The organism is Bradyrhizobium acaciae, from assembly GCF_020889785.1.
GTDB lineage: Bacteria > Pseudomonadota > Alphaproteobacteria > Rhizobiales > Xanthobacteraceae > Bradyrhizobium > Bradyrhizobium acaciae.
Genome location: NZ_JACMYK010000022.1, coordinates 23,070 through 43,734 on the forward strand (window position 1 = coordinate 23,070; position 20,665 = coordinate 43,734).

The 20,665-nt window shown below is 64.7% G+C and carries 21 protein-coding genes; 15 read left to right on the forward strand and 6 right to left on the reverse strand.

From position 1 onward, the window contains the following. Positions 1–191: 191 nt before the first annotated feature. From H8A92_RS12255 to H8A92_RS12285, 7 genes are all read left to right on the forward strand, one after another. On the forward strand, positions 192–623 hold the full coding sequence (locus tag H8A92_RS12255) for a hypothetical protein (protein WP_229196037.1): 432 nt from the start codon (positions 192–194) through the stop codon (positions 621–623). A gap of 133 nt (positions 624–756) precedes the next feature. Continuing rightward, complete coding sequence (gene hisE / locus H8A92_RS12260) at positions 757–1,170, forward strand: phosphoribosyl-ATP diphosphatase (protein WP_229196038.1); 414 nt, start codon at positions 757–759, stop codon at positions 1,168–1,170. A 64-nt stretch (positions 1,171–1,234) separates the two neighbouring features. Further along, positions 1,235–1,816, forward strand: coding sequence for a YqaA family protein (locus H8A92_RS12265; RefSeq protein WP_229196039.1), 582 nt, complete (start codon positions 1,235–1,237; stop codon positions 1,814–1,816). Positions 1,817–1,863: 47 nt separating this feature from the next. Then, positions 1,864–2,454, forward strand: a complete 591-nt coding sequence (locus tag H8A92_RS12270) for a hypothetical protein (protein WP_229196040.1) — start codon at positions 1,864–1,866, stop codon at positions 2,452–2,454. A 182-nt stretch (positions 2,455–2,636) separates the two neighbouring features. Beyond that, positions 2,637–3,605 carry an NAD(P)H-dependent flavin oxidoreductase gene (locus tag H8A92_RS12275; protein ID WP_024579091.1) on the forward strand — a complete coding sequence of 323 codons (969 nt, stop codon included), beginning with the start codon at positions 2,637–2,639 and terminating at the stop codon, positions 3,603–3,605. Beyond that, complete coding sequence (locus H8A92_RS12280) at positions 3,605–4,378, forward strand: thioesterase family protein (RefSeq protein ID WP_229196041.1); 774 nt, start codon at positions 3,605–3,607, stop codon at positions 4,376–4,378. Before H8A92_RS12275 ends, H8A92_RS12280 begins: the two co-directional genes overlap by 1 nt. Before the next feature lie 394 nt (positions 4,379–4,772). Next, positions 4,773–6,926: a hybrid sensor histidine kinase/response regulator gene (locus H8A92_RS12285; protein WP_229196042.1), complete on the forward strand. Its 2,154-nt coding sequence runs from the start codon at positions 4,773–4,775 to the stop codon at positions 6,924–6,926. Between the two features lie 156 nt (positions 6,927–7,082). Here H8A92_RS12285 and H8A92_RS12290 read toward each other — a convergent pair whose 3' ends face one another. Next, the gene (locus H8A92_RS12290) at positions 7,083–8,645 is read right to left on the reverse strand and encodes an AMP-binding protein (RefSeq protein WP_229196043.1); all 1,563 of its coding nucleotides are present in this window, start codon (positions 8,643–8,645) and stop codon (positions 7,083–7,085) included. 87 nt (positions 8,646–8,732) lie between these two features. Here H8A92_RS12290 and H8A92_RS12295 point away from each other — a divergent pair, with 87 nt between their 5' ends. The 3 genes from H8A92_RS12295 to H8A92_RS12305 all read left to right on the forward strand — a co-directional run bounded on the left by H8A92_RS12295 (position 8,733) and on the right by H8A92_RS12305 (position 10,927). Then, positions 8,733–9,710: an NAD(P)H-dependent flavin oxidoreductase gene (locus H8A92_RS12295; protein WP_229196044.1), complete on the forward strand. Its 978-nt coding sequence runs from the start codon at positions 8,733–8,735 to the stop codon at positions 9,708–9,710. Positions 9,711–9,826: 116 nt separating this feature from the next. Next, the gene (locus H8A92_RS12300) at positions 9,827–10,084 is read left to right on the forward strand and encodes a hypothetical protein (protein ID WP_163157230.1); all 258 of its coding nucleotides are present in this window, start codon (positions 9,827–9,829) and stop codon (positions 10,082–10,084) included. Positions 10,085–10,192: 108 nt separating this feature from the next. After that, a complete protein-coding gene (locus tag H8A92_RS12305; protein WP_229196045.1) occupies positions 10,193–10,927 on the forward strand; it encodes a hypothetical protein in 735 nt (244 codons plus the stop codon). A gap of 44 nt (positions 10,928–10,971) precedes the next feature. On the opposite strand, the gene H8A92_RS12310 is transcribed toward H8A92_RS12305, so the two are convergent. Beyond that, entirely contained in the window at positions 10,972–11,637 is a 666-nt protein-coding gene (locus H8A92_RS12310) for an O-methyltransferase (RefSeq protein WP_229196046.1), read from the reverse strand. 94 nt (positions 11,638–11,731) lie between these two features. Between H8A92_RS12310 and H8A92_RS12315 the strand changes: the two genes are divergently transcribed. Beyond that, entirely contained in the window at positions 11,732–12,364 is a 633-nt protein-coding gene (locus H8A92_RS12315) for a TetR/AcrR family transcriptional regulator (RefSeq protein WP_229196047.1), read from the forward strand. A 24-nt stretch (positions 12,365–12,388) separates the two neighbouring features. On the opposite strand, the gene H8A92_RS12320 is transcribed toward H8A92_RS12315, so the two are convergent. Both H8A92_RS12320 and H8A92_RS12325 read right to left on the reverse strand, forming a co-directional pair. Next, a complete protein-coding gene (locus H8A92_RS12320; RefSeq protein WP_229196048.1) occupies positions 12,389–12,568 on the reverse strand; it encodes a hypothetical protein in 180 nt (59 codons plus the stop codon). A gap of 134 nt (positions 12,569–12,702) precedes the next feature. Further along, positions 12,703–13,092, reverse strand: coding sequence for a C40 family peptidase (locus H8A92_RS12325; protein ID WP_229196049.1), 390 nt, complete (start codon positions 13,090–13,092; stop codon positions 12,703–12,705). A gap of 450 nt (positions 13,093–13,542) precedes the next feature. Between H8A92_RS12325 and H8A92_RS12330 the strand changes: the two genes are divergently transcribed. Together H8A92_RS12330 and H8A92_RS12335 are read left to right on the forward strand one after the other, a co-directional pair. After that, positions 13,543–15,510, forward strand: coding sequence for a thiamine pyrophosphate-dependent enzyme (locus H8A92_RS12330; RefSeq protein WP_229196050.1), 1,968 nt, complete (start codon positions 13,543–13,545; stop codon positions 15,508–15,510). A 13-nt stretch (positions 15,511–15,523) separates the two neighbouring features. Beyond that, positions 15,524–15,910, forward strand: coding sequence for a c-type cytochrome (locus H8A92_RS12335; RefSeq protein ID WP_229196051.1), 387 nt, complete (start codon positions 15,524–15,526; stop codon positions 15,908–15,910). A gap of 351 nt (positions 15,911–16,261) precedes the next feature. Here the strand turns inward: H8A92_RS12335 and H8A92_RS12340 are convergent, their stop codons facing one another. Together H8A92_RS12340 and H8A92_RS12345 are read right to left on the reverse strand one after the other, a co-directional pair. Further along, complete coding sequence (locus H8A92_RS12340) at positions 16,262–16,456, reverse strand: hypothetical protein (protein ID WP_163157210.1); 195 nt, start codon at positions 16,454–16,456, stop codon at positions 16,262–16,264. A gap of 174 nt (positions 16,457–16,630) precedes the next feature. Then, a complete protein-coding gene (locus tag H8A92_RS12345) occupies positions 16,631–18,247 on the reverse strand; it encodes an AMP-binding protein (protein WP_229196052.1) in 1,617 nt (538 codons plus the stop codon). A gap of 193 nt (positions 18,248–18,440) precedes the next feature. Here H8A92_RS12345 and H8A92_RS12350 point away from each other — a divergent pair, with 193 nt between their 5' ends. Further along, entirely contained in the window at positions 18,441–19,034 is a 594-nt protein-coding gene (locus H8A92_RS12350; RefSeq protein ID WP_420831316.1) for a GNAT family N-acetyltransferase, read from the forward strand. Between the two features lie 335 nt (positions 19,035–19,369). Further along, positions 19,370–20,647 (forward strand): DUF3100 domain-containing protein, encoded by a 1,278-nt coding sequence (locus H8A92_RS12355; protein ID WP_229196054.1) that lies wholly within the window; start codon positions 19,370–19,372, stop codon positions 20,645–20,647. Positions 20,648–20,665: the final 18 nt, after the last annotated feature.

Here is a 20,665-nt window from a genome sequence, read left to right on the forward strand (position 1 = left end):
TTCAAGCGTGAATTTCAAGCGTTAGTTGCTGCATTTTGCCTCGACCAAGGTGAACGGCCGATGACTGCCGAAGGTTTGACCTGCTTCACCTAAGGGTTGTTCAGCTTGCGTTCGGTTTGGGGAACCTAATCTAGAGGAGGTGGTTAGCGAACCAGGGCCCAACGGGCCGGCTTCCACAAAGGATGACTGCAATGTTTGCGCGAAAAGGTGTTTTTTCGTCTATTGGCCGCGCAGCCACATTGGCAACGGTTGCCGCGGTGGCGTTGACGGCCGTCGAGCCGACGATGGCGTTCGCAGGCTCTGCTGCGACAGGCAGGGCGTCCGCCGTGACAACATCGCACGGCACGAGCAGCGCGACCGACATCAGCGCGCGCCGTCGTTACTATGGCGGCGGTGGCGCGGCGGCTGCGTTTGCCGGGATCGTCGGCACGGGTCTTGCGATCGCCGCAGCCCAGAGCCGCCGCGACTACTACGACTCCTATGGCTACTACGACGGTGGTCCGGGCTACTACGGTGGTCCCGCCTATTACGGTGGTGGCCCGGTCTATTATGGCGGTGGGCCGTACTATGGTTATCACGGCTATTACGGGCGTCGCTCGCAGCTGCCCTACACGCCGTACTGACACGCGCCGTACTGACATGCGTCGGCAGTTCTCAGAACTGTCACAAAACATCGAATTCACCGGCTGCAAGGCCGGTGGATTTTTCAATTGTGCCGTTAACACGCTGGCGAGGCGTTTCGATTAGGCTCGAGGGATGAGTGATTCGATCGAGCGGCTTTACGAGGCGGTGATCGCGGCCAGGGATCTTGATCCGGCAACGTCGCGCACGGCACGGCTGTTCCAGCGCGGGCCGGCCAAGATGGCCAAGAAGCTCGCCGAGGAAGCGGTCGAGGTCGTGATCGATGCCATCAGCGGCAAGCCGGACGCCGTGGTCCGCGAGAGCGCCGACCTGCTCTACAATCTGACGGTGCTCTGGGCCTCGGCCGGCGTGAAGCCGGACGATGTCTGGCGCGAGATGGAGCGGCGCGAGCGGCTGCTCGGGATTGCCGAGAAGCTGCCGAAGTCGCCGGTCAAGGTCTCCAAGAGCCTTTCCAAGACCGCGGCGGTCCCGGTGGTTCGGCGTCGAATTGTCGCGCTGGAGAACCGGCTGCGCAAACGGCAGCCGTAAAATCAACCGAATTCGGCTCATTCCCGGCATGGACAAATCCGCTCCATGATGGTTCATCGCGCCCATGTTGAAACGGATTTACGACTGGTGCGTCGACGCGGCCGACAAGCCCTACGCACTGTGGATTCTCGCGGCCGTTGCGTTCGCCGAGAGCTCCTTCTTCCCGATCCCCCCCGACATCATGCTGCTGCCGATGTCGCTGGCGCGGCCGAAGCGGGCATGGTGGTTCGCGACCGTGTGCACCGTCGCCTCGGTCGCCGGGGGCCTGCTCGGTTATGCGATCGGCGCGCTGCTCTACGACTCGCTCGGGCAGTGGCTGATCCATCTCTATGGTCTCGAAGACAAGGTTGACGCATTCCGCGCTTCCTACGCCGAGTATGGCGCGCTGATTATCCTGGCGAAGGGGATCACGCCGATCCCCTTCAAGCTCGTGACCATCACGTCGGGTTTTGCCGGCTACAACATCTGGCTGTTCATCCTGTGTTCGATCATTACGCGCGGCGGCCGCTTCTTCGTCGTTGCGGTGCTGCTCAACCGCTATGGCGATGTCATCCGCGCCGAGCTCGAGAAGCGGCTCGGCCTGTGGGTCGCGATTTTCGCGATCGTGCTGGTGCTGGGCTTTGTTGTCGCATTCAAGCTGATCTAATCCTTCGCGGCTTTGCCTGCGCCCGGCTTCGGGTTACGCTTGCTGCGATGGCTCACGGAATCGAGGATTTGCTCAATCCTGCCGGGCTTAGCCTCGCCAGGCTCACGCTCGCCGGACTCACGCTCGCGAAGGCGCGCGTCGCGCTGGCAGGCCTTGCGCTGTCGATGGCGATGGCGCCCCACGATCGCGGCTGGGGCCAGACCGCGCCGCCCGCGCTCGGCGTGCAGTCGCCGGCGCAGCAGCCTGTCGAGCCTCAGCAGCAGATCGAGTTGCCGCCTGCGCCGGTCGAGCGCGAGAATCCCGGGCTGATCAACGAAATCGGAAAGCTGTTCGAAAAGTCGAAGTCGGTGCTGCCGCCGCTGAAGAGCCCCGGCGAGACCCTCGACGACCTGTCGAACATGGCGCGCCCTTCGACGGTGGTGACCGGGCGCGCGGCTTGCGTGGTGGCCTCGAACGGTGCGCCGGATTGCAAGACCGGCGCCGACCGGCTGTGCCAGAGTAAGGGCTTCAAGGAAGGCAAGGGCATCGACACCGACGCGTCAGAGAAATGCTCGCCGCTGGTCTTTTTGCCCGGCCATAAGCGCGGCCCGAACGACTGCAAGACGGAAAATTTCGTGACACGGGCGGTCTGCCAATAGCAGCGGCGAAACTTGCGTCTGGGATGCCAGATGCTCGCGGAAAACACGATATCCGGATGAGGTTTTGTCATCCTTTTTGCAGCGCCATAACGCAATACTTGACAGTGGAAAGATTGCCTTGTTGGTATGACGGTCAGCATTCGAGATCAACCAATCGACCAACCCTTAAGGATCCGCCGCCAATGTCCATGCCTGCTCTGTTCAAGGGCCGCCTGTCTCTTCCCGTGATCGGGGCGCCGCTGTTCATCATCTCCGTGCCCGACCTCGTCATCGCCCAGTGCAAGGCCGGCGTGGTTGGCTCGTTTCCGGCGCTGAATGCACGCCCGCCGGAGCTGCTCGACGAATGGCTGTACCGGATCAAGGAAGAACTCGCCGCCTACGACAAGGCGCATCCGGAGCGGCCGTCGGCACCGTTCGCGGTCAACCAGATCGTGCACAAGTCGAACAACCGGCTCGATCACGACATGGCGCTTTGCGAGAAGCACAAGGTGCCGATGATCATCTCTTCGCTCGGTGCGCGCGAGGAGCTCAACCAGGCCGTCCACGGCTGGGGCGGCATCGTGTTCCACGACGTGATCAATCAGAAGTTCGCACACAAGGCGATCGAGAAGGGCGCCGACGGCCTGATCCTGGTCGCGGCAGGCGCCGGCGGTCATGCCGGTACGCTGTCGCCGTTCCCGTTCGTGTCGGAGACGCGGCAGTGGTTCGACGGGCCGATCGCGCTGTCGGGCACCATCGCCAACGGCCGTGCCATTCGCGCCGCGCGCATCATCGGCGCCGACTTCGCCTATATCGGCTCCGCCTTCATCGCGACCAAGGAAGCGAACGCGGTCGAGGGCTACAAGAGCATGATCACCAATTCCTCGGCCGAGGACATCGTCTACTCCAATCTGTTCACCGGCGTGCACGGCAACTACCTGAAGCCGTCGATCGTCGCGGCCGGCATGGATCCGGAAAACCTGCCGACATCAGATCCATCGAAGATGAGCTTCGGCACCGACTCGTCAGGCGAGCGCGCCAAGCCGAAGGCCTGGAAGGAAATCTGGGGCTCCGGCCAGGGCGTCGGCAGCATCTCCAAGGTGGTGCCCGCGGCCGAGTTGATCGGCCGGTTCAAGAAGGAATACGACGAAGCGGTCGATCCGGCGCTCTGATGGAGCCGATCTTTCGCGTTGACGGCGACCGCGTTGTCACCAGTCCCGATGCCGCGGGTCCATGGGATCCGCGGATGCAGCACGGTTCCGCGCCGGCCGCGCTGGTGGTGTGGGCGGCCGAATCCATCCCCACGCCGGTGCCGACGCGGATCGCGCGGGTCACGATCGACCTGATGCGTCCGGTGCCGGTGGCACCGCTGACGGTCTCGAGCGAGATCCTGCGCGACGGCCGCAAGATCCAGCTCTGCGGCGTCAGGCTGCTCGCCGACGGCGTTCTCGTCGTCTCGGCCAGCGTGCTGAAGATCAAGCAGCAGGCGGCCGAGTTGCCGCCTGATATCGCCGCACTTCCGGTCGATCTGCCGGGCCCTGACGAAAGCCCGGCCGAGCCGGGTAATCTTGCGAATAGTCCGTTCGTGAAATGCATCTCGATGCGGGCCGCGCGCGGCCGCTTCGGCGTGATGGGCCCCGGCGCGATCTGGTTCCGCGTCAACCAGCCGCTGATCGCGGGCGCCGCCGTCTCGCAGGCGATGCGCGCGGTGGTCGCATCGGACTTCTCCAACGGCACTTCGCCGGCGCTCGATTTCAACCGATGGACCTTCATCAACGCCGATCTCACCGTGAGCCTTTCGCGCGAGCCGATCGGCGACTGGATCCTGCTCGACGGTGAATCCTGGATCGGGCCCGACGGCGCCGGGCTTGCGATGTCGCGGCTCGCCGACACCAGCGGCTATTTCGGCCGCGCGGTCCAGAGCCTGGTCATCGAGCGGCGCTAGCCTGCGCTGCTCCAACCTCCCCTTGAAAAGGGGAGGTTGCTTCGCTCGTCAGAAGCGGGGGGAACCAGCTCTCTCCCCGCATACAGCCACCGGCTGGGGCTGCCCCCATCTCGACCTTCCCCCGTTCAGGGGGAGGGAGAACACCGGCCACGTCTACGGTGCATGGGGTTGTTTCACCGATTTTGCGATCCGGGAGCCACGCCAACCGGCTGCGGCTACGGCGAAAAATAACCCCGCCTGGCGGGAACGGTTGGCGGCACCAGCGAGTTTCGCTCCGATTAGGGGGCCCCATGACGCCTATCGATCCCGCCGCCGGCATCGTGGCATTGGCCGCCCGGCGGCTTCGTGCTGTGCCGGGCTGTCCGTGCGTCCGGCCGCCGCAGGGACAGACGCGATGAAGCCCGGCCCGTCCTCGGAACGCGCGGTCATCCTCGCCGCGAGCGAGCGGGACGCCGTCAAGACTGCCCACCTGATCAAGGAAGCCGGTTACTACGCCAATATCTGCGGCGACCTCGCCGAGCTCGGGCGCCAGATCGCAAGCGGGGCGGGCCTGGCCATCATTGCCGACGAGGCGATCAGGACCGCCGACCTTGCCGGCCTGACGCGCTGGCTGAACGAGCAGCCGTCATGGTCGGATTTTCCCATCGTGCTGATCAGCGAGAAGGGCGGCCCCGAGCGCAATCCCGAAGCGGCGCGGCTTGGCCGGGCGCTGGGCAATGTCACCTTCATCGAGCGACCGTTTCATCCGACCACGCTGGTGAGCCTGGTCGCCGCGACGGTGCGCGGCCGCCGCCGCCAATACCAGACCCGCCAGATCCTCGAGGACCTGACCGAGAGCGAAGGCCTGTTGCAGACCGCGCTCGATGCCGGGCATCTCGGCGCGCTCGAGCTTCATCTGCCGGATTTCGTGCTCGAGGCGTCGCCGACCTGCAAGACGTTCTTCGGGCGCAATCCCCGCGATCCCTTCACCTATCAGGAACTGCTGGATGCGGTGCATCCCGACGACCGGGCCCGCCGGAGCGAGATCGTCGAGCAAACGTTGCGCACCGGCGCGGATTACCGGATCGAATATCGCAACATCTGGCCCGACGGCACCGAGCACTGGGTTGACGTGCGTGCCCGCGCGGTGCGCCGGCCCGACGGCAGCATCCGCTCGCTGGTCGGGGTCTGCTCCGACATCACCGCGCGCAAGACCGCGGAGATCGAGCGCGAGGCGCTGCTGGCGCAGCTCGCAGCCGAGCGCACCGCGCTTGCCGAACTCACCGCGACGCTGGAGCAGCGGGTCGAGCAGCGCACTGCCGACCTGATGAAGGAGGTTGCCGCGCGCGAGCGGGCGCAGGAGCAGCTCCGCCATGCCCAGAAGATGGAGGCGATCGGTCAGCTCACCGGCGGCGTCGCGCACGACTTCAACAATCTGCTGATGGCGGTGATGGGCAATCTCGATCTGTTGCGCAAGCGGATGCCGGAAGACCCGCGCCTGCACCGGCTGATCGACGGTGCGTTGCAGGGCGCCGAGCGCGGCGCCTCGCTGACGCAGCGGCTGTTGGCATTCGCGCGGCAGCAGGATCTGCGCGCGGTGCCGGTCGATCTCGGTGTGCTGGTGCGCGACATGAGCGATCTGCTCGAACGCTCGCTCGGACCGCGCATCGTGCTGAGGCTCGACATACCCGAGGGGTTGCCGCCGGCCTGCGTCGATACCAATCAGCTCGAGCTTGCCATACTCAACCTTGCGATCAATGCGCGCGATGCAATGCCCGATGGCGGCGTGATCGAGATCCGCCTCGCGGCCTCGCAGACCAGGAACGATCTGGCCAAAAGCGATCAGGCGCTCGAGCCGGGCAACTATCTGAAGCTGTCGGTGGTCGACAGCGGCACCGGCATGTCGCCGGACGTGCTGAAACGGGCGATCGAGCCGTTCTTCTCGTCGAAGCCGGTGGGCAAGGGCACCGGGCTCGGCCTGTCGATGGTACATGGGCTCGCGGTCCAACTCGGCGGCGAGTTGCAACTGTCGAGCGCGGTCGGCAACGGCACCACGGCCACGCTGGTGCTGCCGGTCGCGACTGCCGTGCCGGCGGTCGAGAGCCCGGCGCCTGCGCCGCAGATGGTCAAGCGCTTGGCGATCATTCTGCTGGTCGATGACGATCCGCTGATCGCGATGTCGACCATGGAGATGCTGGAGGACCTTGGTCATCGCGTGATCGGCGCCAGTTCCGGACCGCACGCGCTCGATATCCTCAGGAGCGACCAGGAGATCGACCTGATGATGACCGATCACGTGATGCCCGGCATGACCGGGATCGAGCTCGCGGCGGCCGCGCGCAAGGTGCGGCCGCAACTTCTCGTGCTGCTCGCCACCGGCTATGCCGAATTGCCCGACGGCATCCAGGTCGATCTGCCGCGGCTCGCAAAACCCTACCACCAGGATCAACTGCGCGAGCGGCTCGATCAGCTGCTGGGGCAGGACGCAAAGCAGCAAGCGGCGGCAGCGGGTGCCGGCAACAGCGCCGACACTCTCTCCGCGCCGTCCACTCTCTCACCGTCACCCTGAGGTGCGAGCGGAGCGAGCCTCGAAGGGCGACGGCCCCGGGTATCGCCGCGAACGCTGTCCTCAAATATTTGGGCCGTGCATCCTTCGAGGCTCGCAAGAGCTCGCACCTCAGGATGACGGTGAGGGAGCACGTGCTATATGACGGTGCTTTTGCTCTCACCCCACCATGCGGTCGCGGCCGGTCCAGAAGCGCGCCTTCAGCACCTTCTTGTCGACCTTGCCGACGCCGGTCATCGGCAACTCCTTGACGAACTGGATCTGCTTGGGCGCGTGCGCCGAGCCCTTCTTCGCCTTCACGAGGCCGATCAGCTCGTCGGCGTCGGGCGTCGTGCCTTCGCGTGCCACCACGACGGCGGTGACGGCCTCGCCCCATTTGTCGTCGGGCACGCCGACAACCGCGACCATCGCCACGTCGGCATGCTGGGACAGCACATCCTCGACCTCGCGCGGGAAGATGTTGAAGCCGCCGGAGACGATCATGTCCTTCTTGCGGTCGAGGATGAACATGTAGCCGCGCTCGTCCTTGCGGGCGATGTCGCCGGTGTGCAGCCAGCCGCTCTTCAGCGTCTCCGCCGTGATGTCGGGCCGCTTCCAGTATTCGGCCATTACATGCGTGGCACGCACGCAGATCTCGCCGGCCTCGCCGGTCGCGACTTCCTGGTCGTCCTGATCGAGGATCTTCACCTGGCAGGCGGTGATCGGGAAGCCGCAGGACAGGAACAGCTGCGGCGTCTTCGGATCATGGTCGGCCTTGCGCAGCACCGAGACCGGATAGCATTCGGTCTGGCCGTAAAGCTGCGAGAACACCGGGCCGATCCGTTCGATGCCCTCGACCAGCCGGCTCGGCGACATCGCCGAGGCGCCGTAGAGCAGCAGCTCGAGCGAGGAGAGGTCGGTTCTGGGCAACGCGGGATGATCCAGCATCACGTAGATCATGGTCGGCACGAACAGCGTGAAGTTGATCTTCTCGCGCTCGATGGTCTTGAACACGGCCTCCGGATCGAACCCCTTCAGCATGTGCACGGTGCCGCCGCGCATCAGCGTCGGCAGCACCTTGGTGCCGGCGACATGGCTGATGGGCGCCACCGTGAGGTAGCGCGGCGTCTCGGGAATCTCGAAGTCGGCGAGGATGGCGGCGGCGAAGCCACCATATTCGCGGTGATAGCGCAGCGCGCCCTTGGATTTGCCTGTGGTGCCGCCGGTGTAGTTCAAGGTCGAGATGTCGTCCTCGCGGGCGAAGTTCCTCGCGGTCGCGCTGCCGGCATCTTCTGCCACCTGCAACAGGTCGGCGCCGTAATCCGCCGGGCCGAGCGTGAACACGGTCTTCAGCCCCGGCGCTTTCGCCGCGAGCTCGCCGCCGCGGTCGCGAAACGTGATGCCGTCGACGATCAGCATCTCGGCTTCGGAGTCCTCGATCTGGAACAGCTGGTCGTCGAGCGAGCCGAGCGGGTGCAGCCAGGTGATCGCGAGCCGCGACAATTGCGCTGCGACGCCGGCGCACCAGCTGTCGGCGCGGTTGGCGGTGAGCAGTGCGACGCGGGTGCCCGGCGCAAAGCCGAGCCGCATGAACACGCTCTGCATCCGTCCGATCAGGTCGGTCGCGCCCTGATAGCTGAGCGAGCCGCCCGGCCAAGCGAACGCCGTGCGCGACGGATAGCGCGCCAGCGCCCGCAGGGTCTGTTCGCACACTGCCGGAAATGCATAGAGCGGATTGCTCATGTCGTGGTCTCCTCCCGCTTTGTCTTTGGCCTCTTGCGTGCCAATGTTGGCGGCAACGCTAACACAATGATGCAGGGATGAAACAACTTGTCCGCTGATCCTCTCGCGCGTTTTCGCGATCGCCTTCGGCTGCCGCTGATTGCAGCGCCGATGTTTCTGGTATCGGGCGTCGAGCTGGTGGTAGCCGCCTGCCGCAACGGCGTGATCGGCTCGTTTCCGACGGTGAATTGCCGTGAGACGGAACAGCTCGACGCCTGGCTAGGCGATATCGCGCGCCGTTTGCAGGCGCATGAAGATGCGAGCGGAAGGGCGGTAGCGCCGATCTGTCCGAACCTGATCGTGCATCGCTCCAACACGCGACTGGCGCAGGATCTCGCCGTGCTGTTGCGGCATAGACCGGAGCTTGTGATCACCTCGGTCGGCTCGCCTGCGCCGGTGCTTGGCCCCCTGCACGATGGCGGCGCGCTTGTCTTCGCCGATGTCGCCTCGATCCGCCATGCCGAGCGCGCGGCAGCAGCCGGCGCCGACGGGCTCGTGCTGCTCACCGCGGGCGCCGGCGGGCAGACCGGCTGGCTCAATCCGTTCGTGTTCGTTCGCGCGGTGCGCGGATTCTTCGACGGCCCGATCGTGCTCGCCGGCGGTATCAGCGATGGCCATGCGCTGCGCGCCGCGGAGGCGCTCGGCTGTGATCTCGCCTATATGGGCACCAAGTTCATCGCGACGCGCGAGAGCATGGCCGACGCGCGGTACAAGCAAATGCTGGTCGAGGCGACAGCCGACGACATCCTGCTGACGACGGCGTTCACCGGCCTGCAGACCAACATGCTGCGGCCCTCGATCGAGGCCGCCGGTCTCGATCCCGATGACTTGCCGGCGCGCGGCGCGATCGACATCGGCAAGGACATCGACATCGGCGCCCGCGAAAGCCGGCCGAAGCGCTGGCGCGACATCTGGAGCGGCGGTCATTCCGCTTCGGGGGTGACCGGGGTACTCGGCGCCGACGAACTCGTGGCGCAGACGATCGCGGAGTACGAAGCGGCGAGTGCACGGGTGCGGCTGGTCTGACCGCCTAAAAACCCGCATGTCCGCTTAACGCGGCATTAACCATGCCAGTCCCAACTATGCGTCACGGGATGGTCCGCCGCCACGGCTGGCCGCCCGGCAAGTTGTGGGAATGCGACATGGCTTTTGAGGCGCTGCTTGCCAGGGATTCGGCCAAGACCCCGGCCTCACTCAACGAACTCCGGACCCGGGTGTTTTACGCCCTGCAGCGGCATCCGCTGTGCCGTCAGGTCGAATTCGACATCGTCAGCACCCCGCGCACCCGCCGCACCAACTGGACCGTCAGCATGCATTCGGTCCAGCCCGGCGCGCTGTGGACCGCGCATGAGATCGTGGCCGACATCCAGGAAGCCTATGAGCTTGACGCCGTGGCCTGATTTTCGGTCCGTTTCGGGACGATTTCACCTATTTGGCGCTGTCACGGCACGCTAACGCCGCATTTCGCGCGCAGTTTGCGGTGACACCGGCCGGCAATGGAGTTGTTTTTGACCAGAGCCATCACCCTCGCCGCGCTGACATGCTTCCTCCTCGCAGGCGCTGCGATCACAGCCATTTTGGGCCGTGACAGCCTGCCGGCGGCGCAGGCCGATGTCGGCCCGGTTGCCAATCGCGCCAGCAAGCAGGATAAGCTTGCGGTGACGACGCTCGCCACTGCCGCCTTTGAAGTGCCCCAGCCGGCCGCACCTCCGGCCAGTCCGTCGCCGCTGCTGCTGCGTGCGCAAGCCGCGATCCCGGGCGCGACCGATACGGTGCGCCAGGCTTACGCCTCCGCCGAACCCGCCGATATCGGCCTGCCGCAGATCACCGATCCTGTCGAAGCGGCCCAGCCGAAGATCGCCGAGCCCGCACCTGTGCCGGCCGCTCCCGCGGCTGCGCCGAAGCCCAAGGCCGCCGCCAAGCCGGCGCCGCAAAAGAACTACGCACTGCTCAGCGATGCGCAGATCGCCGGCATCAAGGATCGGCTCAAGCTGTCGTCGTCGCAGGAATATTACTGGCCCGCCGTCGAGACCGCGCTGCGCGCCGTCGCCCGCAAGATCCACGCCAAGCGTCAGGGCGATCCCGCCGCGGGCACGATGCCGATCGATCCCGACTCCGAGGAAGTTCAGCAGCTGAAGTCGGCGGCGATGCCGCTGCTGTTCCAGCTCCGTGAAGATCAGAAGAACGAGGTCCGTTCGCTGGCGCGCCTGATCGGCCTCGAACGCGTCGCTGCGATGATCTGAGCGCAGGGTTCGGTCGAAACCGAACCTGATCGCCGACATTCACCTCAGCCAAGCCGCATCGACAGCTCGACGTCTCCGCCGAACGGTGTCGAGATGTAGCCGCTCTCTGGTGCGCGCACGCGCGCCAGATAGTCGGGGCTATAGTCGGCATTGTCAGCGACCACGAAGGCGCCAGGCTTCAGGCGGCTCTCCACGAGATCGAGGATGTCGGGATAGAGCGCCTTGGCGCCGTCGAGCAGCACGAGCTCGATCGTATCGGGCAGATCGACACGCAACGTCTTGAGCGCATCGCCCTCGCGGATCTCGACCAGGTCGTCAAGCCCGCCGGCGACGAGATTGTCCCGCGCACGCGTCACCTTGGACGATTCGAACTCGCTGGTGATCAGGCGCCCGCCGCCATTGTCGCGCAGTGCGGCGGCAAGGTGCAGCGTCGAGATGCCGAACGATGTGCCGAACTCGACGATGTTCCGCGCGCGTGCACCGCGCGCCAGCATGTAGAGCAGCGCGCCGGTCTCGCGCGAGACTGCGAGCGGCACATCGTTGAAGCGGCCATAGAGCGCGCGGTAGTCGGTCCTGCTTCGCATCAGGCGTGCCTGTTCCTCGTCGGAAAGGTCGGCCACCGCGAGCCGGGTTTCCTGCACCGCGGCGGAAGCTTGCGCGAACAGGCGATCGAGCAGGCCTGCGAGCTTGGGTGAGGTAAGCGTGGTCATGTGGGTCTCCGGTGCAAAAGCGGCGCGTTCTTGCGCCTCGCCAGAAATACGAATAATTATTCGCATTCGCTAATCGCATTCCCTCAAGGCGTCGATGGCCGGCCGGCAAAGCCCTTCAATTTCCTCACGAAAACAGCCGCAACAGGCCCGCTCGAGCGAGCTCGTCGCGGCCATTCTGGATGCTGCTGTTCAGGTTTTGACGAAGCAGGGTGCGCAGGGTTTCACGACGGCGCGGGTGGCAGAGCGGGCCGGCGTCAGCGTCGGCTCGCTGTACCAGTATTTTCCGAACAAGGCGGCGATCCTGTTCCGGCTGCAGAGCAACGAGTGGCGGCAGACCACCGCTCTGCTGCGCGATATTCTCGAAGATGCAGCGCGGCCGCCATTGGACCGGCTGCGCGCGCTGGTGCACGCCTTCATCCGCTCCGAATGCGACGAGGCCGCGGTGCGCGTCGCGCTGAGCGACGCCGCGCCGCTCTATCGCGATGCGCCGGAGGCGCACGAGGCGCGGGCCTCCAGCGAGGGCACCATCGAAGTCTTCATGCGCGAAGCTTTGCCGAACGCTCCCGATGCCGTGCGCAGGATGGCGGGCGACCTGATCACGACGACGCTGAGCGCGGTGGGCAAGGATTTTTCAGAGAGCCCGCGAACGCGCGCGGAGATCACCGCTTATGCCGACGCCATGGCCGACATGTTCTGCGCGTATCTGAAGAGTTTCGGAAGGCAGTGAAATGCGCAGTCAATCGAGCAGCGTTCACAGATAGCGCTTGGCGGCCAGCAGAAAACCGAGCACGCCGCTCGTCACGGCGAAAACCATCACGCCATTGCAGAAGCTGACATAAGCGGCTGACCAACAGGAAGCGGTCGTCGAAGCCGTGGCGATCTTTTTCAGTTTCCGAGGCAAGCGAATGCATTCCTGAAAAAGCGCCGCCACCTGGTCAACACAGGTGACGGCGCCCGTCTGAGGGCTTCAGGGCGAAACCCCGCCTCAGCGTAGGCCGCGACTATGAACGGTTCGTATACCGCTCGGCGTCGCATGCTCGGATGTCAGCGCTGAAGCAAAGTTCCCTAGAACTGAGCATAAGCATTTCGGAATGCGATGGCGCCGGCCAGCGATCGCGGCCGCGTGCGCACGGCGTGTCCATCGTTGCCGCTCGTGACGATCCACTTGCCATTCTCTTGACCCACGATCTTGCCGACGTGGTGACGCCACACGACGATCGTGCCAACCGAGGGGCCGCCTGCATTGCTGCCGTATCGCGCCCAGGATCGCGCCAGATTGTACTGCGGGCCGGGATCGCTGCCGACCTGCGTGCGCATGAACCAACCGCACCACGCCGCCGGGCGACCCGAATGTGCGTGTGCATAGTGGCGATGATGATGGTGGCGGCCGCGGGCTTCAGCAGCGGATGAAGCAAAGGCCAGGAGCACGGCGACAGCCGCGAGAATTTTACGCATTACAAAGTCCTCTTGTTGTTGGCAGACCATCCGTGTTGTGGGAAGGGACGCAGCGATGATCTGCGATTTGGCTGCGAAGCGACCGCATCGGTCAGGCGACGCAAAACAGAGGCGGGGACGTGGCCCGCTGGGGCCTTTAAGAAATGGGCTATGGCCAAAATATGGCGCGAAGTCTGGCTGGCATGGCGCCCTGCGCAGACGCCATGACTGACATGTTCTGGCTCTGTCTCAATGACCCCGCGCAGCGCCCGTGTTCGCCTCCGCAGGCTGCGTCGCGCGCGGAGATGCGTGACTGAATTGCTTCCATTCCCGTGCGATTTCGCGGAGCAGCCGGGCTGGCACTGCGCGCTGACGCGTCTGTGTCTTGACGGGCCGCGAGATCGGGGACGACACTCGCGGCAAGCAACAACAAGCTCGTAGGCATCTGGTCACGTTCCCGGAGAGGACACCATGTCGAAGCGAAGCAGTTCGCGCCGCGATGGCGCGCCCGATTCCAGCCGCCGGAATTTCCTGAAAGGTGCAACGATCGCAGGCGCGGCAGCGCTGGGTACACCGGCCACGGCCAACACCGCGATGTCGGCATTTCCGGAACAGCCTCCCAAGGGAGCGCTTAAGGCCGCACTCCCCGGTCCAAGGCTTGCGGCCGCGGACGCGATGCCGCCGCCGGCCGATCCGGTCAATCAGACCTCGAGCGGCGGCGACTTCATGGTCGACGTGCTCAAGACGCTCGACATCGATTACCTCGCGATGAACTGCGCCTCGAGCTTTCGCGGGCTGCACGAGGCCGTCATCAATCACGGCGGCAACAAGAAGCCCGAGATCATCACCTGTCCGCATGAAGAGATCGCGGTGCATATGGGCCAGGGCTATGCCAAGATCGAAGGCAAGCCGCTCGCCATGATCTGCCACGGCGTGGTCGGTCTGCAGCATGCATCGATGGCGATGTACAACGCCTGGTGCGATCGCGTCCCCGTCATCGTAATGGGCGGCAATATCATGGAGGCCGACAAGCGCGCGCCGGGCGCCGAGTGGCCGCATTCGGCGATCGATCCCGCGGCGCTGACGCGCGACTTCGTCAAGTGGGACGACCAGCCGGCCTCGTTGCAGCATTTCGCGGAATCGGCGCTACGCGCCTACAAGATATCAACCACGCCGCCGATGGCGCCGGTGATGCTGTCGCTCGATCAGGAGCTGCAGGAAAATCCGATCGAGAACCGCGACCGCCTGCGGATCCCGAAATTCACCCCGGCGACCCCGCCGCAAGGCGACGACGCGGCGCTGGCCCAGCTTGCGAAGATGCTGGTCGCGGCGGACAATCCGGTGATCCTGTGCGACCGCATGGCGCGCACGCCGGCCGGCATGCCGCGCCTGGTCGAGCTTGCGGAAACATTGCAATGCGCCGTGATCGACAATTTCGGGCGGATGAATTTCCCCTCGCGCCATCCGTTGAACCAGTCGTTCCGCCGCTCGATCCTGTCGCAGGCCGACCTGATCGTGGCGATGGAGGTCAACGACATCTGGGGCTCGCTCAGCGATTTCCACGATCGCATCGTGCGCACCTCCGAGCCGCGCTACAAGAAGACGGCGAAGATCGTCACGCTCGGCACCCGCGGCCTTTACATGAAGGCCAACTACCAGGATCTTGGCCGCTATCAGGACGTCGACCTCGACATCTCAGGCGACGCCGAGGCGAGCCTGCCGACCCTGATCGAGCAGGTCAGACGCGGGATCGACGAGGGCCGCAAGGCCGCGTTCGATGCGCGCGGCAAGAAGCTCGCGGCAGCCAAGCTCGCCACCGTCGAGCAGGCGAAGCTTGACGCCACCATCGGCTGGGACGCGAGTCCGATCACCACGGCGCGGCTGTGTGCCGAGCTCTACAATCAGATCAAGGATGAGGACTGGTCGCTGGTCGGCACCTCGATCGGCCTGGCATGGCCGCATCGGTTGTGGAATTTCACCAAGCCTTATCAATGGAACGGCCTCGCCGGCGGCGGTGGTGTCGGCTACACGCTGCCGGCTTCGCTCGGCGCTGCGCTCGCCAACAAGCGGCACGGACGGTTGACGGTTGCGATCGGCGGCGACGGCGACTTCATGTTCGTGCCGTCGACGCTGTGGACCGCCGCGCATCATCAGATCCCGATGCTCTACATCGTGCACAACAACCGCGCCTATCATCAGGAATACATGTATCTGCAGGCGATGGCGGCGCGCCTTGGCCGCGGCATCACCAACGCCGATATCGGCACCACGATCAAGGATCCATTCGTCGACTATGCGACCGTCGCCAAGGGGTTCGGCCTCTATGGCGAAGGGCCAGTCAGCGATCCGAATGCGCTGGCGCCGGCGCTGAAGCGCGCGATCGCCATGGTCAAGAGCGGCCAGCCGGCACTGCTCGATGTCGTGATGGATCAGCGGTGAGACGGAGTTGGCGATGATGATCGGATCTGTGAAGCGCCTGGCCACCGCGGCCGCGATCGCGGCGGCTATCGCAATCGGCGGCGCCGTTGCATCGCGCGCCGAGGACGCGCCGGCCGGCGATCCCGTCAACGGCAAGCGGCTCTATCTTGCCGACGGCTGCTTCGAATGCCACGGCCGCGCCGGGCAGGGCGGCCGCTTCAACTACCTGACGCCGGCACTGGCGCAGATCGCGCTGCCGGTGGAGTCCTTCATTGCCTTCCTGCGCGAGGCGCCGAACGACATGCCGTCATTCTCAGCGGGCGTGCTGTCGGACAAGGACGCCGCCGACATCCACGCCTATCTCAGCTCGCTGCCGGGCCCGAAGGCTGCGAAGGATATTCCGGCGATCCTGAACGAGTGAGCGGTGCGGGGATTGTAACAGTCCGTCTTCGCCCTCGCGCCGCTCGGGCCTCGGGTATGTTGTTCATGACGAGCGCGCTAATGCCCCGAACCAGGCACGTCCTCCACCCGTCTCGACCTGTGGGTGATCTGCGCGAGCCGGTTATCAACTCCGGCTTCGGTGCGACGCATCGTGAGCGCAATGAGCCGGTGGCTCATACCGGATTCGTGCAACGCAACGAGCAAGAGTTCTTCGGTCTCGGTCCAGCTCTTGAATCTATTGGCAAGCATTTCGTAACGGCCCGTATCCCAGCGCGATCATTGTTGCTTCTCTGCGCGCATCCTGGTTGGTGGCGGCAGGGTATCGGACGCGTCAGTCCGCGACTCTATCGAAGTCGCACACCATGAGCGCGGTTTCCGCCAGGCTAACAATATCCACGCGCAGATCCGTGGTGGTACCCTGACCGATGATGCCCTGCAGCGTCAGTTCTCCTCGCAAGGCTTCGATCATCCGCTTGATGCGTCGCTGGTATTTGATGCTGGAACATTCGTCGTCGTGACTGAACATGTGGCAGGCTTGCAATTTTGCTTCTTGTCGATGAGTCGTCGGGGTCAAAACGACATGTCCAACATGGGGATCGATTCGCGAAAAGGTGCTGTCGGACCGAATGGACGGTGATTTTAGGACATGAGCCGATAGTGGCGTGGCGCTGTCCGCCGTTCGGGACACTTCGCTGCGACGTCAGTCCTTGAGCAGCCGCCGCAACAGCTTGCCCGCCGGTGAGCGCGGCAATTCGGTGACAAAGCGGACGTCCCGCGGCACCTTGTAGGGGGCCATGTTCTGACGCGCCCACGCCACGAGCTGCGCCGAGTCCAGTTCGGCGTGGGGGGCTAGAACGATGAACGCCTTAACCACCTCGCCCTTCGTCGCATCGGGCATGCCGATCACTGCCGACGCCGCCACTGACGGGTGCTTGTTCAGGATCGACTCGACCTCTTCCGGGAAGACGCTGTAGCCGGAGACCTTGATCATCTCCTTGAAGCGCCCCATGAAGGTCAGATAGCCCTCGGCATCGAGGCGGCCCATGTCGCCGGTGTGGAGCCAGCCGTCGCGCAGCGTTTCTGCCGTTGCATCAGCACGATTGCGGTAGCCCTTGAACACGCCGGGGCCACGGATCACGATTTCGCCGGGCGTGCCGGTCGGTGTGTCTGTGCGGGTGTCAGGATCGATGATCCGGATCTCGTTGCCGGGCACCGGCTTGCCGTGGGTGCCCCAGCGCACCGCCGTTCGCGGCATGAAGGTGTCGACCGTGTGCGTCTCGGTCAGCCCGTACGCCGCTTCGAAGCTTTCGCAGTTCGTCGCAACGGCCCGCCACTTCTCGGCAAGCTCTTCGGTCCAATCGATGCCGAAACTGGTCACGGGATTGACGCGGAGGCTGCTGAGCCTGAAATCGGCAATGTTCGGAAGCTGCGTGATCGCGACGTTCATCGGCGCCACGCTGTACCACCAGCTCACCCGGTAGCGATCGATCGCCTGCGCTGTCACGAGCGGATCGAACCGGTACAACAGGGCGGACGTAGCGCCGGCGTAGACCGGCGCATTCACGCCCATCACCATGCCCGCGATGTGATAGAGCGGCGCGATCGAGAGCAGGACGTCATCAGTGCCGATGCCGTTGCAGTTCACGGTCGCGGCCGTCTTGAAGATGACGTTGCGATAGGACAGCATCGCCCCCTTGGGCCGGCCCGTGCTGCCGGATGTGTAGATCATCAGCGCCGTATCGTTCATGTCGATCGCGACGGCGTCTGGCCCTGCACCGCTTGCCGCGACGGTGAGGAAGTCTTCGGTGTCGCCCGTCGCGCTGGCCGGCTCGAGGGCGGATCCCAACAATTCGTCCGGAATGCCGATCTGTGGCCGCTCGGGCAGCAGGTCCTGGTAGCGCACTACGAACACATGCTCGAGCTTCGTCTTGTCGCGGACTTGCTGCACGATCGGCAACAACGGCTCGGCCGCGACGATCACGCGCGCACCGAGATCGTCGAGCTGATAGGCGAGCTCGTGCTCCTTGTTCAGCGCTCCGCAGGGCGAAGCGACGGCGCCGATCTTCTGGATGCCGTATTGCGCCATCATGTATTGCGGACAATTGTTCATGAACAACGCTACCGGCTCGCCCTTGGCGACGCCGAGCTGTTGCAGGCGCGCTGCAAATGCATCGCTCGCGCGGTCGAGCTCGAGGAACGTGATGGCGCGGCCATACCAGATGCAGGCCGGTTTCTCCGGCCGCTCACGAGCGTGCCTCCGGAGTATTTCATGCAGCGGTCGTTCGTCGGTGCCCATGGGCGTGCTGGTCTTGGTCATTGTCGAAAGGCTCTTGTTCTCATGCCGACTCGGAAAGGTGCAAACTGGCCGCTTCGGGGGTTATATTCGGACATTGGTGCGCGCTCGGCTTGCCTGATCCGGCTCTCGCGTGCAGGACAGGCGGGAGAAACGCGGTGCCCCCGCAAGGGCGGTTGCAGCGAAGTGCGAATATCTGATTGAGCGAGCCGTCTGCATGAGGAACACCAGGATGCGATCCTATCCACGTCGCGTCAACTTCGAGAGCGGAGATATCGAGTTTCGGTTGATGGGGCCCGCTGACGAGGCGGCCACACTCAAATTCGCCAGGGCGCTTGCCGTGCACGACATGCTTTTCCTGCCGCGGAATATCAGCGAGCCGAAGGTGCTCTCGGCCTGGATCAAGGACATCGAGCGCGGCTCCATCGTCAGCCTGCTGGCGGTCAAAGACGGTGCCGTGGTCGGGTGCGGCACGATCGCGCGGGATCCACTGTCGTGGTCGGCCCATGTCGGTGAGATCAGGACCGTGATTTCCTCCCATGTGCGCGGCACCGGCGTCGGACGGGCGCTGTCGAATGAGGCCTTTGACATCGCGTTGTCGATGGGCCTGGAACGCCTGACCGTACAGATGACGTCGGATCAATCCCGGGCTATCGCGATCTTCGAAGGGCTCGGCTTTCGCACCGAGGCATTGCTTCGCAACCATGTGAAGGATCTCCAGGGCAAGACGCACGACATCGTGGTCCTTGGCCTCGACGTGTCGGAGGTGCAGCGCTCCGAACAGGGCGACTCGTCCGACGCGATTGAGTAGCGCGCGGCGCCCCGCGGGAGGGCGCTTAGCATCGTACAACGTCCGCTGCGCGCCGGACGATGAGAGAATAGCCCAAATCATCACTCATGCGGCCGCTTCTCGCGGCGTGGACCCGTGACTCCAAGTGTTGCAAAAAATGCAACAGAAATTGGACGCGCCGACCATTGATGCAAGATGCCTTTGCCCCGATGCTGGGCGGGCAAGTTGGTTCACCGTTCACCGCATTGCCTCGCAATCATTTTCCGGAGGTGTACTGCACTATGACGTCGACCTCTTCTCCTTCCTTAGGCCAGGCCGCTGAGGCGGCCCCTTCCGCAATCGGCGGCAAGCTCTCGTTGTTCGTTGCTGTTTCGATCATCGTGGCTGTTGCCGAGACGGTCGGAGTCGTCCAGTTCCAGATCGGACCGGGCAAGGTGCTGCTCCAACCGATGGTATGGGCGCTCCTGATCGCGGCCGCGTGGGGCCTTTCAGCGCGTTATCTGCCCGCAGTCGCGCAGATCGGTCCAGGCCTGCAGACCTATGCGGGACAACTGCTCAACGCAGGACTGTTGCTCTTCGTGATCAAGATGGCTTTCACGGTCGGTGGCGCGCTTCCGGAGGTCCAGAAGGCCGGCTGGGCGCTGATCTTCCAGGAACTCGGCCACACCTTCGGTACGTTGGTGCTGGGTCTTCCGATCGCGCTCCTGCTCGGCGTCAAGCGCGAAGCGGTCGGCGCAACCTTCTCGATCGGCCGCGAAGGCAACATGGTGATCATCGGCGAGAAGTGCGGCATGAACTCCGCCGAGGGGCGCGGCGTGCTGGCCGAGTACATCACCGGCACCGTGCTCGGCGCGCTGTTCATCGCGCTCCTGGCCGGATTCGTTGCCAGCCTGCACATCTTCGATCCGCGGTCGCTTGCGATGGGCGCCGGCGTCGGCTCGGGCAGCATGATGGCGGCCGCAATCGGGACCATCAACGGCCATAACCCGCCGGAGATGGCGAAGGAGCTGATTGCAATCGCTTCGGCGGCGAATCTGATGACCGCAGTGCTCGGCTTTTATTTCGCCCTGTTCTTCTCGCTGCCGGTGTGCTCCTGGCTGTATGACAGGCTGGAGCCCAGGCTCGGCCGGTTCTCGAACTTCAAGTCGGGAGATCTTGGGCCATCGATCGCCGTCGCCGGCGAGACACCGAAGCACGGCGCATTCGGCTTCTCCGACTCGCTCCTCGCCTGGATCACCATTGCGAGCGGCGTCTTGATCGGCAATTCGCTCACCTACAAGGTTCCGCTGCTGCAAACCTGCATGGGTCTCCTGGTCGTGCTCGCGGTCGTGCTGCTGGTCGATGTCCTTGCCCGGGTATTGTCGAAGGTGCCGCATATCCTGATCCTGGTCGCGGTGACCACCGTGCTTGGCATTCCCGGCCTGCTGCCGTTCTCCGACGCGATGATTGCCGCGGTCGACAAGCTGAACTTCCTGGCCTTCACGACCCCGGTGCTGACGCTCGCAGGCTTCTCGGTCGCCAAGGACCTCCCGATCTTCCGCAAGCTGAGCTGGCGTATCGTCGTGGTCTCGCTGACGGCTGCTGCCGGCACGTTCCTCGGCGCGACCTTGATCGCCGAATACTTCCATCGCTAACCAACCGAGCTGGATCCG

Coding starts and splice junctions, on each gene's coding strand:
- H8A92_RS12290 (WP_229196043.1), bottom strand. CDS start 8,645: ATGAGCAATCCGCTCTATGCATTTCCGGCAGTGTGCGAACAGACCCTG.
- hisE (WP_229196038.1), top strand. CDS start 757: ATGAGTGATTCGATCGAGCGGCTTTACGAGGCGGTGATCGCGGCCAGG.
- H8A92_RS12325 (WP_229196049.1), bottom strand. CDS start 13,092: ATGCGTAAAATTCTCGCGGCTGTCGCCGTGCTCCTGGCCTTTGCTTCA.
- H8A92_RS12350 (WP_420831316.1), top strand. CDS start 18,441: ATGAGGAACACCAGGATGCGATCCTATCCACGTCGCGTCAACTTCGAG.
- H8A92_RS12255 (WP_229196037.1), top strand. CDS start 192: ATGTTTGCGCGAAAAGGTGTTTTTTCGTCTATTGGCCGCGCAGCCACA.
- H8A92_RS12280 (WP_229196041.1), top strand. CDS start 3,605: ATGGAGCCGATCTTTCGCGTTGACGGCGACCGCGTTGTCACCAGTCCC.
- H8A92_RS12310 (WP_229196046.1), bottom strand. CDS start 11,637: ATGACCACGCTTACCTCACCCAAGCTCGCAGGCCTGCTCGATCGCCTG.
- H8A92_RS12265 (WP_229196039.1), top strand. CDS start 1,235: ATGTTGAAACGGATTTACGACTGGTGCGTCGACGCGGCCGACAAGCCC.
- H8A92_RS12330 (WP_229196050.1), top strand. CDS start 13,543: ATGTCGAAGCGAAGCAGTTCGCGCCGCGATGGCGCGCCCGATTCCAGC.
- H8A92_RS12335 (WP_229196051.1), top strand. CDS start 15,524: ATGATGATCGGATCTGTGAAGCGCCTGGCCACCGCGGCCGCGATCGCG.
- H8A92_RS12315 (WP_229196047.1), top strand. CDS start 11,732: ATGGCCGGCCGGCAAAGCCCTTCAATTTCCTCACGAAAACAGCCGCAA.
- H8A92_RS12275 (WP_024579091.1), top strand. CDS start 2,637: ATGTCCATGCCTGCTCTGTTCAAGGGCCGCCTGTCTCTTCCCGTGATC.
- H8A92_RS12300 (WP_163157230.1), top strand. CDS start 9,827: ATGGCTTTTGAGGCGCTGCTTGCCAGGGATTCGGCCAAGACCCCGGCC.
- H8A92_RS12345 (WP_229196052.1), bottom strand. CDS start 18,247: ATGACCAAGACCAGCACGCCCATGGGCACCGACGAACGACCGCTGCAT.
- H8A92_RS12285 (WP_229196042.1), top strand. CDS start 4,773: ATGAAGCCCGGCCCGTCCTCGGAACGCGCGGTCATCCTCGCCGCGAGC.
- H8A92_RS12340 (WP_163157210.1), bottom strand. CDS start 16,456: ATGTTCAGTCACGACGACGAATGTTCCAGCATCAAATACCAGCGACGC.
- H8A92_RS12270 (WP_229196040.1), top strand. CDS start 1,864: ATGGCTCACGGAATCGAGGATTTGCTCAATCCTGCCGGGCTTAGCCTC.